Annotated in this window: 10 protein-coding genes; 5 read left to right on the forward strand and 5 right to left on the reverse strand. The window is 51.5% G+C overall.

All coding sequences use genetic code 11. From position 1 onward, the window contains the following. Positions 1–206: 206 nt before the first annotated feature. Positions 207–1,526, reverse strand: coding sequence for an aspartate aminotransferase family protein (locus MPF33_10245; protein ID MCI2415600.1), 1,320 nt, complete (start codon positions 1,524–1,526; stop codon positions 207–209). 622 nt (positions 1,527–2,148) lie between these two features. On the opposite strand from MPF33_10245, the gene MPF33_10250 reads away from it, so the two are divergent. Beyond that, positions 2,149–3,090, forward strand: a complete 942-nt coding sequence (locus MPF33_10250; protein MCI2415601.1) for an aromatic ring-hydroxylating dioxygenase subunit alpha — start codon at positions 2,149–2,151, stop codon at positions 3,088–3,090. Here MPF33_10250 and MPF33_10255 read toward each other — a convergent pair. Genes MPF33_10255 through MPF33_10265 form a run of 3 tightly spaced genes read right to left on the reverse strand, consistent with a single transcriptional unit; the run spans position 3,087 to position 7,516 of the window. After that, positions 3,087–4,250 carry an amidohydrolase family protein gene (locus MPF33_10255; protein MCI2415602.1) on the reverse strand — a complete coding sequence of 388 codons (1,164 nt, stop codon included), beginning with the start codon at positions 4,248–4,250 and terminating at the stop codon, positions 3,087–3,089. The genes MPF33_10250 and MPF33_10255 overlap by 4 nt on opposite strands. Before the next feature lie 28 nt (positions 4,251–4,278). Then, entirely contained in the window at positions 4,279–5,583 is a 1,305-nt protein-coding gene (locus MPF33_10260; protein ID MCI2415603.1) for an amidohydrolase family protein, read from the reverse strand. Further along, positions 5,573–7,516: a molybdopterin-dependent oxidoreductase gene (locus MPF33_10265; GenBank protein ID MCI2415604.1), complete on the reverse strand. Its 1,944-nt coding sequence runs from the start codon at positions 7,514–7,516 to the stop codon at positions 5,573–5,575. The genes MPF33_10260 and MPF33_10265 overlap by 11 nt, the downstream gene beginning before the upstream one ends. Positions 7,517–7,603: 87 nt before the next feature. On the opposite strand from MPF33_10265, the gene MPF33_10270 reads away from it, so the two are divergent. After that, complete coding sequence (locus MPF33_10270) at positions 7,604–8,413, forward strand: carbon-nitrogen hydrolase family protein (protein MCI2415605.1); 810 nt, start codon at positions 7,604–7,606, stop codon at positions 8,411–8,413. 12 nt (positions 8,414–8,425) lie between these two features. Then, complete coding sequence (locus MPF33_10275) at positions 8,426–9,673, forward strand: amidohydrolase family protein (protein MCI2415606.1); 1,248 nt, start codon at positions 8,426–8,428, stop codon at positions 9,671–9,673. Here MPF33_10275 and MPF33_10280 read toward each other — a convergent pair. Then, positions 9,670–10,641 (reverse strand): metallophosphoesterase, encoded by a 972-nt coding sequence (locus MPF33_10280; protein MCI2415607.1) that lies wholly within the window; start codon positions 10,639–10,641, stop codon positions 9,670–9,672. The two genes, MPF33_10275 and MPF33_10280, sit on opposite strands and share 4 nt — an antisense overlap. Before the next feature lie 152 nt (positions 10,642–10,793). Here MPF33_10280 and MPF33_10285 point away from each other — a divergent pair, with 152 nt between their 5' ends. After that, entirely contained in the window at positions 10,794–12,380 is a 1,587-nt protein-coding gene (locus MPF33_10285; GenBank protein MCI2415608.1) for an APC family permease, read from the forward strand. A gap of 6 nt (positions 12,381–12,386) precedes the next feature. Then, on the forward strand, positions 12,387–13,634 hold the full coding sequence (locus MPF33_10290; protein MCI2415609.1) for an amidohydrolase family protein: 1,248 nt from the start codon (positions 12,387–12,389) through the stop codon (positions 13,632–13,634). Positions 13,635–13,770: the final 136 nt, after the last annotated feature.

The raw sequence follows: 13,770 nt of genomic DNA on the forward strand, positions 1-13,770 counted from the left end.
TTGGCCGTAAACTTCACAGCGACGTCAACAGTGCGTTAAACATTGTGAAACTAGGAGTGAAGAAGATTGTCAACGCTTTGGCTCTTTCCTTTCTCTTCACATCACGGAGTAACTCCCATAAAGGGGAGTAACGCTCAAGACCTAGGCAGAACCCTCGCAGGGCTGGGAGTAGGTCAGACTAAGTGCAAAGGAACTTGCAGGGGGCCCTAGCCCTCGAACTTTTCGTCCGCCTCCTTTAGCACCTCGTCTATGCGCTCTACTCCCTCGTCTATCTCCTCCTCCTTTATTATCAGGGGAGGGGATATGACGAACCAAGAGGGCCCGTTAAAGACGTATACTCCCCTCTCCATCAGCCTTTTTGCCAGGAGGTCAACGAAAGTTGCCTCCCCAACGGCCCTGTCCTCGTAGCTACCAAACGGGGTCTTCCTGTGGTCCTTGACCAGCTCTATTGCCCAGAAGAGCCCTGCTCCCCTCACGTCTCCCACGCTCGGGTGCCTCTCCTTGAGCTCCATGAGCCTCTCTCCCAAGTACTTCCCCACCTTTTTCACGTGCTTCAACAAGTTCAACCTCTTGTACTCCTCTACTACAGCTGGTATTGCGGAGAGGGAGACTGGGTGGGCCTCAAAGGTGTGACCGTGGGGGAACACTCTTTCCTCGAAGAACTTCCCTATTTCATCGCTGAATGCCGTGACCCCTATGGGGACGTAGGAGGCAGACGCCCCTTTTGCTGTAGTCAGCACGTCTGGCTCTACCCCCCACAAGTTCACGGCAAACCACTCCCCAGTCCTCCCCCACCCAGTCATTACCTCGTCGGCTATGAAGACCACATCGTTCTCCTTGGCTATCTTCCTCAAAGTGGGGAGGTACTCGCTAGGAGGGACTACGACGCCGTTCGTTCCAGTTATTGGCTCCACTATAATCCCAGCTACGTTATGTTCCTGCTTTATCACGTAGTCCACGTAGTTTGCGCAAGCGAGGCCACACTCTGGGTACTTGAGCTTAAGTGGACACCTAAAGCAGTAGGGCTCCGGTATCCTCACTACTCCTCCGTCTACGTTCGGCTCAGCGAGCCACCTCCTGTAGTCCCCGGTGAGGGATACTGAGGCTTCGGTAGCCCCGTGGTACGACCTATACCTAGACAGTATCTTGTAGGCGGGCCTCTTATAAGCCCTGACCACCTTTATCGCGGCCTCGTTTGCCTCCGTTCCGGAGGTGGAGAAGAAGAACTTCCTCACGCTCTTGGGCATCACCTCTAGGAGGGCATTTATTGCCTTCTCCTTGGCCTTCGCCCCAAAGCTGGGCCCAATGTACTGTAGCTCGTCCAGTTGCTCCTTAATCGCGTTTATCACCCTCTCGTTTCCGTAGCCTAGGTTGACGTTTACTAGCTGGGAGGACATGTCCAAGTACTTCTTGCCGGAGGAGTCGTAGAAGTGGACCCCGTTGGCTTTTGTCACGATTAGGGGAGTCCAGCCTCTTTGTACGCCCCACGTCTTAAACGTGTGTTTCCTTATAACTTCGCCTTCCATGAAGTTTAGTCTCGAGTTACGAGTTAAAAAAGGTTGTCAGCGTCTTAACTGTAAATTATGCAGTTTACCGAAAAAGTCTTCTCGCTTTCCCTGCCTAATGGGCATTTGCTAGCTCGTAAGATTGTACTATTTACAAAACTATCCTTAAATACTCGAATCTTATGCATTTATATCATGGTTGAACTGGACAAAGTAGACCTAAGTATACTAGGGAATTCATTGGCCTCGACTTCGGAAAGTGGTTTACCTACTTCTACACGTCTTTGTCCCGCGGCGTTATCCCAATGGGAGGGTTTAACGAGCAGTGGACCGTGTCAATTAAGCACACCGAGGAGGACGTGAGGAGGCACTTAGAGGCAGCAGAGGAAGGGGTAAGGAAGGCAAAGGAGGTAAGGACTAACGTTAGAGTAGACGAGGCGTTTTAGTGTTCTCAGTCTTAACGCTAGAGACGGGAAAAGGTTTTTGCACAATACGTGTTAATGTAAAACTCTCACTAAGGGGCTTCAATCTTTGGTTGCATTAGCTGTCTATTGACGTGTCTCCAGCTCTTAGCTAAAGCCGACGCCTAAGGATCAAAGGTCTAAGTATTTTAATTCCCCCTTCTGATATCTTATGAGAGGCTATGGGGCTCGAGGGCTACTGGTTCCCGGTAGGCTATTCCGGGTTCTCGGTCAAGGAAGTCAACTTATTGGGCCAGGAAATCTTGGTACTAAAGGCCAAAGAAGGATACGTTGCTCTCCAGAATAGGTGCCCTCACAGGGGCTACAAGCTCTCGAAGAGCAAGGTACTTGACGACAGGATCAAGTGCTCCTACCACGGCTGGGAGTTCAACTTTAACGGGGACTGCGTCTACGTCCCTTCCTCTAACTCGAGAGGTCACGTAAAACTAAGGAAGTACCAGGTTAAGGAGAAGTACAGTATAGTCTGGGTCTCCCTAGGGAATCCGGTACACGACGTCCCAGAGTTCCCGGAGTATGACGAGCAGTCCTTTAGGAAAATAAGGTGTGGTCCCTACTCCTTTAACGCCAACCCCTTTAGGGTCTTCGAGAACCTCCTCGACGTTTCCCACTTCCCATTCGTCCACGAGGGCTACTTGGGAAGCCCTAGTTACGCCAAGATACCCAGCTTTAACGTTAAGCTCTTGGACGACAGGGTGGTAGCTGAGGGAATACAAGTGTGGCAACCTAACCCTGACGGCACTGGGGAGGGAAAGTACACTTCCTACACGTACACGGTCTTAGACCCCCTTGTACTTCACTTCAGGAAGGATTCCAGCGATAAGGTCTTTTCCATGTACTTCGCCCTTCTGCCTGAAGGTAAGGAAAGGACAACCGTGTTCGCGTGGATAGCCATGAACTACGCCTTCGAAGTCCCAGAAGAGAAGATAAGGGAGTTCGAGGATACAGTCCTTGCCCAAGACAAGGTTATCTTGGAAAACCAGCCCACTGAGTTCTACTTAGACGTTACTAGGGAGGCCCACGTCGAGGCGGATAAGCACTTGGTGGCATATAGGCACTGGCTCAGAAAAAAGGTGGGAAGGGTTGAAGAGCTCGGCCTAGTCTAGCTTGTCAAAGACCTAAGCAGGGATATTGGGTCTATTGTAGAGCCGTCTACTACGAGCTTTGCCTCCCTGTTTGTCGTGGCCACCACCCTCCCCTTCCTTATTACCATAAACCTCGGCGCTAGAGTAGAGAGCTGTTCCCTAACTGACTTGGCGTCGAGGATTACGTAGTCCTTCCCCGGTACTGACACCCTTGAGAACTCCTTCTCTGCGTTTACCGTCACTAGCTTTATCCACTCGTCCACGTCAAACGCCTGCTCCAGGTTTACGGCCATGAACAGGGAGAGGAGTATGTCCCCTGCACCAAAGGGATAGAAGACGTTCTGGACGTCGTCGTTGCCTAGGCACACGTTTACCCCCTCGCTCATCATTTCCCTTATCCTAGTTATCCCCCTCCCCTTTGGGTAACCACTATCTCCCGCCAAGTACAAGTTAGTCAGGGGAGCGCTTATGACGGTGGCGTTCTTGCTCTTTATCAGCTTTATTATCCTCTTTACGTACTGCTCGTCCTCGTAGTGAAGGGAGGAAAGGTGTGAGAGGGTCAAGTGGACTTGCGACTTGTAGAGCATGTACTCGGCGAACCTAGTCCTCTTAGCCTGTTGGTCCACGTGGACGTCGAGGGTCTTTCCCAGCTTCTTTGCCATTTCCATAACGTAATCCATGTGGGCAACCGCACCGTAGAAGTCCTCTTCTCCCTCAGGCTTTCCGCCAACCACGTCTGCCAGCTGGGACGCGTAGGCGAAGTCGTTCTCGCACTTCAGTATCCCCTGCTCGGGGAAAGCCACAACTTGGACGTCCATTAGCTCGCCTATTTCCTCCTTGAGGAGTACTGCGGCCTTCAGCGACTTAAGGTTCCTAGAGCAGGTGTCCGCGTGAACCCTGACGTGTGTCACCCCGTTGTACAGCTCCAGGAGAAGCGCCTTCTTCATCCTTTCCTTTATTTCCTCAACTGTCAGCGAGTCCCTCAGTTTGCTCCACTTCTCCACTGCCTCAGACAGGGTGGAGGAGTTGTTTATCCCTGTCAGTTCCAAGGTGAAGGCGTTTTCGGGGTGGAAGTGCATGTCGTAAAACGCAGGTAACGCTATCCTCCCCTCTGCGTTAATGGAGCCACCACCCTCAACCCTTATGGCCTTAACTGCCCCCCTCAAGTTCTTAATTATCATGCTATCACCTCTCTAAATTATCATGCTATCACCTCTCTAGCAATTTTCCCCTTCCCCCCTTGACGTCTCCCTCCTCGTACACAAGCTCTCCCCTTAAGTACGTCCTCGCCACTTTGGCCTTGAACTTCACTCCATCGTATATGGAGTGGTCCATCCTCCCGTGCCACTCCTTTACTACCCACTCCTCTAGCTTAATTGCTACAAAGTCTGCGTCCTTGCCCTCCTCTAGCCCCTTCTCCTTTAGGTTGTAGAGCTTAACTGCGTTACCGGAGGTCAAGGCGTGGAAGGCTTGGGGGTCTATGTAGCCCTCAGCCATCAAAGACGCCAGCACTGGGACTAGGAACTCGGTAGACGCGACGCCGTTAGGTACGTCTTTGTACGACTTGGACTCGTCCTTGTACTTGCTTAGGTACCCTGAGTAGTCGCTGCCAACGGTGTAGAACTCCTTCAGCCTTTTCACAATATCCTTTCTCTCCTCCTCGCTCCTCAGCGGGGGGCTCATGATGAACCTCTTTCCGTCTTTCCTCAAGTAGGCAGTCTCGTTAAACGTCAAGTAGTGGGGGCACGTCTCCGCGTATATCTCCGCCCCCCTCTTCCTCCACTCGTTTATCACGTCCAAGGACCTAGGGGAAGAGACGTGAACCACGTAGGACTTTACCTTGGTCAAGTAAGCTAAGGTGGCGAACCTGTTTACCGCCTCGACCTCGCTCTCGGTTGGCCTAGTCTTAGCGTGGTATATGGGGTCCTCGCTCTCGTACTTCTGCTGTAGGTAGTCTATCACGTCGCCGTTCTCAGCGTGCACAGCAACTACCCCTCCGAGGGCCTTTACCTCCTCCATTACCCTTAATATGTTTAAGTCGCTAAGCCTCATGTTGTCGTAAGCCATGAACACCTTGACGCTTTTTGTCCCCATGGCGAAAACGTCCCTTATCCTCTTTATTTCCTCTTCCCTCTTCACTATAAAGTGGAAAGAGAAGTCGGCCATGGAGTTGACTGAGGCGTTGGCTACCTCTTCCGACAGAAAGAGGACTGGGTTGCCCGAGGACTCGAAGAAGTTGATGAAAGAGGTTATCCCTCCAGCTAGGGCTACCTCGCTCCCCGTCTTGTAGTCGTCGGCCGTGGGTATGGGCTCCTTTGCCCCCAGGAATCTTGAGTTGAAGTGAGTATGTCCGTCAATTGCGCCATAGGTCAAGTAAAGCCCAGAGAGGTCCTCTACCTCGTCCCCGACAGCGGGTACGTCCTTGGCGATCTTGGCAATTTTCCCCGCCTCTACCTTGACTTCAGCCTCAGTCACTCCGTCCTTCGTTATTAGCTTTGCCCCCTTAAAGATCAACTTCTCCCACCTTGAACGGCAATTCCTTGCACTCCAGGTCCAGGTCTAGGAGGGCGTTGCAGACTGACGCGTACGCCCCTGTGGGCCCGTTCTCTCCAACGCCCCTCACTCCTGCAGGGGTCTTAGATGGGGTGTGGAGTAGGACTACCTCGAACTTCGGTGCCTCAACTGCAGTGGGGACGGAGTACTCTAGACCGTCGTTGACGTCCTCGTAAAGGGATCCCCCTATCCCCTGTAAGGCCCCTCCCATAAGCTGTCCCTTGACTATATCGTCGTCTCCCGTTACCCCAACGTCAGCCACCACGAAGTGCTTCTCCACCTTGGCTTTCCCGTTCCTTAAGCTCACAACGCTCACTTGCCCAGATATTGTACCAACGAAGTGGTCGGTCTCGTAGCACACCTCCTCAGCTAAGTTGCTCGCCTTCCACGGCTCCAGCAACATGGTCCTAGTAGTGCTTTCCCACCCTCCCAGTTCCTCGACCTTTTCCATTATCCTCCTTGCCGCGAGAACGGCTGCGTTGCCCATGGTAAGCATAGTCCTGCTAGCCCAGACCCCAAAACCCTTCAGCTCGTTGTCGCCTAGTACCACCTTAACCTTGTCGTACTTTATCTTCCTTGACACGAGCTTCCTTATGGCCTCTCCCATTCTCTGCCCTTGATCTGTTGCAGTCACCTTGATCACTAGCCACCCGTCAACGTCAAGGAAGGCTCTGACGCAGTCGTAGCCGGGTACCTTTGACTTTTCCTTCTCTATCATTATGTAGGAGTTTGGCCCAGCGTACTGTACGTAAAGGGAGACGCCTACCCCAGAGCCATACTCCTCCTTGTACTCGCGGTACTTTTGCTCAAGTACTCTCAGCACCCCCTCCACGTCTCCAACGTCTTCCAAGTCCTTCCTCAAGTTCCTCCTCCTCACCTCTATTGGGTCTAACCCAGTCCTCCTTGAGATCTCTTCCATGATCCTCTCCATCACGAACACCGCCTCCGGGCGCCCGAAACCCCTGTACGCACCTTGTGGAGGCTTATTGGACACCACTACCTTAGCGTTGTAGGAGAAGTTGAAGGAGTAAAGGGAGGTCATAGTACCCAAGGTCACAAAGAGGGGTGAGAACCCAGTCCAAGGGAGGGGAAATGCACCTAAGTCATAGGTTATTTCGTCGAAAAGGTAGACCAGCTTGCCGTCCTTAGTGTACTTTGCAAGTAGCTTGTGCCTTTGGTCCCTAGCTTGAGAACCCTGTACGTGCTCCGACCGATTCTCCACCCACTTCAAGTTCTCCCCGAGCTCGTAAGCTAGGGCCACCACTGCCAGCTCCTCGTAGGAGAGGTCCTGCTTTGCCCCGAAGCCTCCACCAACTTGAGGAACCTCTACCTTCACCTTGTGAGCCGGTACGTCAAGCATCTTAGCTATCAACAGCCTAGCTACCGTGGGAGCTTGCGTGGACGCGTGGACTACTATGGTGTCTCCGTAGTGCCTCACTGCAACTACCCTTGGCTCCATGGGCGCTGGGGAGCTTCTGTCAATCCTTAACTCCATCGAGAACTCAAGGTCTGCCCCTTCTCCGTCAATTAGGGGATCAGACCGGGTGGATAAGATTACGTTGTCCTCGACTTCAGGGTAAAGTGGTCCCTCAACTGGGGTGTACTCTACCTCCACTTGATCCAGCTTGTCCTCTACCTCGTACCTCTCTTCTGCCACAGCCACGCACAGCGGGTGGCCCTCGTAAAGAGCCTTCTCCCTAGCCAACAAAGTGGCCTTAGGGAGTTTAGCTCCCTCGTCTCCAAAGAGGTAATCAACTGCGTACTTATGCAGGTAGTCTTCGGCATAGCAGTTCCCCGAGATGTAGAACTTGGCGTGCTCTTCGGTTGACCTCTTGAACCCCACGTACTTGTAGTCTCCTCCCAAGTCATCTACGTAAACGAGGTTCCATCTCATTATTAAAGATGTCATTGGTCTTCTTAAAAACTTTTTTGAAGAACTCAGGAGTTAAAGTTAAAATTGTCCTATTTTTTAAATCTTTTAGTGGCTAACTTGGTAAAAATAGCCGTAATTCAAACCAACATGAGCTGGGACAAGGAGGACAACGTGAAGAGGCAACTTGAATTGGTGGACAAGGCTGCGGACAACAAGGCAAAGGTAATAGCTTTAGACGAGCTCTCCAGCACAGTGTACTTCCCGTTCGAGCAAAACCCCAAGTACTTCTCCCTAGCAGAGGACGAGAGAGGTCCGACGATCTCCAAGTTCAAGGAGAAGGCGAAGGATAGAGGACTTAGCTTAATAGTGCCCATCTTCGAGAAGGACAACGGTTACTTCTACAACACAGCGTTCGTCATAAACTCCAAGGGTGAAGTGGTAGGAAAGTACAGGAAGACCCACTTGCCTCAGGACAACTTCTTCAACGAGTACTACTTCTTCAAGGTAGGGGACCTAGGCTTTCCAGTCTTCGACCTAGAGGGCATCAAGGTTGGGGTAGTCATTTGTCACGACAGACACTTTCCAGAGACAGTGAGGGCGGAGGCAGTGAAGGGAGCCCATGTGGTCTTCATACCGTCTGTGGCCTACTTCAAGGAGATATGGGAACTGGAACTTAAGGCCCACGCGGTCTTCAACACGGTGTACATAGCCGGAATAAACAGAATAGGCAAGGAGTACCCCTATCAAGAGGAGGAGTACTTTGGCGAGTCCATGATCCTCTCGCCCATGGGCGAGGTCATAAGCAAGGCCGGAAAGAAGGAGGAGATCCTGTACGCAGAAGTTAGGGAAGAGCAAATAGAGGAGGCGAGGATAAGGAGGCCCTTCCTGAAGAAGAGGCTACCCAGTTACGGGCTCTGAGGGCTATCCCCTTTGCTCATAAGGAACGCCAAGCTCCCTAACGGGAGAGTAGTGGACGTAAAGGTAGAAGGAGAGAAGATAACTTGTTTGGGAGACTGCGGAGGGGACGACGAGGTAATAGACGCCGACAAGAAGTTGGTGATTCCACCCTACTTCAACATGCACTTCCACTTGGACAGCGCCTTCTCTAACTTGCGACACAACGCTAGGAACAGGAGCGGGACCCTTTGGGAGGGGATAGGGATATGGAGGGAAATGAGGGAGAAGCTTACTAAGGAAGAGGTTAAGGAAAACGCCATCACTGCTGTGAAACTAATGGTCTCATACGGCACACTCTGGATAAGGACTCACGTGGACGTTACGGAGAAGTCCCTCAAGCTCCTCGAGGCAATAAAGGAGGTCAAGGACGAGGTAAGGGAGATAGCTAACGTGCAGATAACCGCCTTCCCCCAAGATGGGATCTTTACGGACAAGGGAAACGACGAGGCTCTTGTTAAGGCCTTGGAGAGGGGGGCTGACAACGTTGGCCTAATCCCCCACAATGAGCTCACCAGGGATGACGGGGTCAAGTCCGTGAAGTTCACCTTCGAGCTTGCCAAGGAGTACGACAGGGACGTGGACGGCCACATAGACGAGACCGACGACCCCAACTCTAGGTTCCTGGAAGAAGTGGTGAAGCAGACCTTGGAGAAAGCCTGGCAGTGGAGGGTCACAGCAGGCCACGTAACCGCAATGCACAGCTGGGACAGCGCCTACAGGTTTAGGCTTCTTTCAGCAGTCGCAAGGGCCGGCGTAACGGTAGTCCCAAACCCCTTAATTAACGCCGTTCTGCAGGGGAGGCTGGATGGCTACCCCAAGAGGAGGGGGATGGCGCCCGTAAAGGAAATGACGAAGTTTAACGTCAACGTAGCCCTAGGGCTCGACTGCATTATGGACCCTTGGTACCCCTTGGGTAGCGGGAACATGTTGCAGGCGCTCTTCATGGCCGTTCACCTAGACCAGTTAACAGGGGAGGGCGAACTGGAGGAGTCGATCAACTTGATAACCTTCAACCCCGCAAAGGCTTGGAGGGCCAAGGGGTATGGGCTGTCTACAGGGAGCGAGGCGAACCTCTTGGTCACAGACGCTGAAGATGTGCTTGACTTGATAAGGTTCATGGAACCTCCCCTTTACGTCATAAGGAGGGGAAAAGTGGTCGCTAAAGAGGGTAAGTTCGTGCTCTTCAAGGGGAAGTGGGAGGAAGTAAAAAGAAGGCCTTAGCCCACTATGAACTGGTGGGCCTTGACCTTGTCGCCCTCAATTAGTATATAGGACGCGTGAAGGAGCCCGTTGCTGTACTCGCTCCCTGGGTTAATTATTAAGGTCTTCCCGACCTTGTCGAAGGCCCTTGACTCGTGTATATGTCCGTGAATTCCCAAGAGGGGCTGGTACTCCTCAATTACCTTCCTTATAGCCTTTGAGCCTACGTGGGTCATCACAACGTCTCCGCCCTTCACCACTGGCTTTAAGTTGTTGTCGAGCAGGGGAGCGTTATCTAAGTTTGTGCCGTAGGGAGGAGCGTGGAGGTTGAGTATCGTGCGCTCCGGTCTATCCAGCTTTCCCACGTATGACTTGAGCTTTGAGTAGAGCTCCTCCTCGTTCATTTCCCTAAACGTGTTCCAAGGGGTGGGGTTAACGTAGCCGTAAGAGATCATCTCGTAGCCGTTTAAGTTAATCACCTCTTCCTCGACCTTGACGAACCTTTGACTAGACTTTATGACGTCAAATAGGCTCAGTGGGTCATCGTTGCCCAGGTTTGCGTATACCTTCACGCTTGTCCCCTTTAGTTTTTCCTCAGCTATTGAGTCCCACTCCATCAGCCTCTCGTTAATGGCCTTGGCAAATGCCTCGTCCAACGACCTCTTGTCTTCGTTCAGTAGCTCATATCCTTTCTGGTCTACAAACGTGTAGTAAGTGCCGTCATTCTTGAACCCCTTTATCACCTCTCCCAATCCCTCTTTCCCCACTTCTCTATCCAGGACTCTGTACTTACCGTTTCCTATGTCCACTATCGGCACCAGCGCCTTTCCTGCCAAATCTCCTCCTATGATTAAGAAGTCCGCCTTAAGCATTAGTCCAGCATTAAGGAACTTCCTAAACGCTGTCTCCGAGCCATGGAGATCAGTGGTAAAAAGTATTTTTATTTTTCCGATATTGTTAGAACTATCTCCTCGTTTGAATAAACCCATATATGTTGCATGTTCAACCTTGTATAAAAATGTTTCCAGACTTTTTCCAAACAGAGAGCCATAATGCCGTTCATCAAAGCCCTAGATGTTGAAAAGTTTTAACGGAGTCTCAGGAAACGTATATATACTGATTCAGAAATTTGCTTTACCTTATGACTAGATTCGTTAGAAAGTCGTCTGGATTAGTCAGGGAAATAGGGGCTAAGGACGCTTTTTCGATGAACTTCTCGTTTTTAGGGCCAGCAGCTGGCGTGGCGTATCCCCTGGGTTTCGCGGCTGTTCTCCTTGGCTCCAACTGGCTAGTCGCAACGATTATCGGGGCGTTTATAATGCTGCCAGTGACCTTCCTTTACTATTACCTCTCAACCGTTATTCCGAGGAGCGGAGGCGATTACGTTTACATTTCTAGGATACTGGGGCCTAGGATTGGGATGATCCAGGCTATAGCTAACTTGTTTGTCTTCTCTGTTGGCGTCCCAATCCTAGCACAACTAGAGCTCCCATTGGTTCTAGAGCCGTCCCTACAGATCTTGGGAGTTACTTTCCACGACAGTGGACTAGTGTCGTTTGCCCAAAACCTCTCCTTTAGCAATGAGAGTTCTCCCATCTTCTTTGGCTTAACGGTAGTCATAATTGCCTTTGCCTCCATGGTGTCTATGCTGAGGACGAAGGTCTTTGCCTCCGTTGTAACTTGGTTTACGGCTGTGCAAATAGTGGGCACTGCTGTGATGATAGTGGGAATCCTTTCCGTGAGGGACTACGCCAGCGCCTTTAACTCAGTCTCTGCCTCCTACGGAGGTTCCACTTACTCCTCTTTGACTGAACAAGTAGGTCCGTTCGACCTTCTGCAGACTTTAGTCTTGATGTCGGCAATAGCCTCTTTCCTTTACCTCTACAACAACGCGCCGACCTTCTTTGGAGGGGAGGTTAAGAGCCCCAAGAGGTCCATGTTCTACGGGCAAATAGTGTCCTACGTAGTTTCCGCAGTGATGGCGATACTTCTCGTCTTTGGGCTACAGTACGTTATAGGGGAGGGGTTCTACGACTACACGGGAGTCAACGGTTGGACTACCTCCAGCGGAAACGGCATCCCAATAGCCCCAACCTCCCTACTTTCCTACGTGGCAATACCATTCTTGAGCAACCCGACCGTGATAGTGGTAATGGTGCTCTCTGCAATAACGTGGTACATACTTTACGCCATATTAAACGTCGCAATCCCCTCTAGAACCTTGTTCTCCATGTCCTTCGATTGGCTAGCCCCATCCTTTTTCTCCAAGGTGAGCGAAAGGCTTAGGACCCCAGTATACTCCGTCCTCTTCGTGTTTTTGGCTGCGCTGTTCTTCGATTACTTGGAGATCTATCAAGGGTTCTCAGTGGGAGTCCTGTCGGACATCGTGATATACATCGTGTACCAGTACTTCATAGCTGCTATAGCTGCAGTAGTGCTGGGAAGGAAAAGGATGTACGGGGTTGACGAGAAACTGGGGAGGAAGTTAGTGATAGCGGGGTCCCTCTCTGCAGTCTGTTTAGCTCTTCCTGCGATCCTTCTGATTGGTTACGGCGTCTACTACGCTCCTTTCGGGTCTGAGATCTTCTCAGGCAACGAGGTTCTCAACTTGTCAATATTAGTAGGCCTGCCCATAGCAGCCCTCGCTATATTTGAGTCCGTCAAGAGGGTAAGGATGAAGCAGGGGATCGACATTTCCTTGACCTTCAAGGAGATCCCGCCGGAGTGAGCTACATTGCTGTTGGTAAAGAACGTGAGCGTAGAGGGCAGGCTGACATCGATATACGTCAACGGCGAGGGGATTGTAGAGTGCATGGGATGTGATGTAAAGGATGGGGAGGTAGTAGACGTCAAGGGTAGGCTCGCCTCTGTGCCCTTCGTGAATGCCCACTCTCACCTGGGCTACGCTTTGACCTTGGACTACTCCAAGCTCAACGAGACAGGCACTCTCCTAGAGGCTGTGGGTCTAGTAAGGGAAGAGGTCATCCCTAAGCTCTCCCAGAGCGACGTTGAGGAGAGGCTCTCAAAGATCTTTAAGATCCTTTTCGTTAACGGAGTGTTCAAGGTCAGAACCCACGAGCCTTTGTTGGGAGACCTCGTCTTCAAGGTACTTAAATCCAGGGACAACCCCCTGGTGGACGTACAAGTAGTCGCGTTTCCTACTCCTAGATTCTTCTACCAAGACAACGAGGAAAAGGTGAGGAAAGCCCTTGAGGAGGGGGCAGAGGTAGTTGGCCTAATACCGCACAGCGAGAGAACCGCAGAGGAGGGCTATAAGTCGGTAAAGCTGGCGGTCGACTTGGCCGTGGAGTACAACAAGCTAGTGGACGGTCACGTAGACGAGACCGACGACCCCAACTCGAGGTTCTCGGAGGCTTTGGCAAGCGAGGCGTTGAGGAGGGGAATTGGGCAAAGGGTTACTATAAGTCACATGACCGCTTCCCACTCCTACGACAACTGGTACTTCCACAAGCTCCTCCTCCTGCTTAAGGAGAGCGGGGTCTCAGTTGTCTCAAACCCTGTAGTAAGCCTCCACCTCCAAGGTAGGTACGATGGTTACCCTAAAAGGAGGGGGATAGCGAGGATAAGGGAGATGATGAGGGCGGGAATAAACGTGGCGCTAGGGAGCGACAACGTTCTAGACCCCATTTACCCCCTAGGCGACTTTAACATGTTGAGGGTGCTCCAGGAGGCCTACCTCGTTGACCACTTCACCGCAGTTGACCTAGTTAAGGAGGGTGAGGAATTAATGAAATTAATCACTCACAATGGCTACAAGGCGATGTCCATCAACCCTCCCAAGATAATGGAAGGGGAGAGGGCGGAGTTCGTGGTACTACAGTCCAGGAGCCTGTTGGACTCCATAAGGGTGCCCCTACCCCCATTCTTGGTAGTAAGGGGAAGGAACTACGCGGTCAACGACGTCTCCCTTAAGCTCAACGGAGAGGAAGTGGGCGATGAGGTGCTCAATTTATGGCGGTAAAAACTTCTAATAAACTCTCGATCCCCTGTCTCGTTGGGAGTGCAAAGTTGACATCCATAAGTTAAATCTTTTAAACTAATTTCAAGCAACACAGCGGTTAAATAAAAACTAAACATATTATCAAAGGATTATCATA

The organism is Candidatus Aramenus sp. CH1 (assembly GCA_022678445.1).
Classification (GTDB): Archaea; Thermoproteota; Thermoprotei_A; order Sulfolobales; family Sulfolobaceae; genus Aramenus.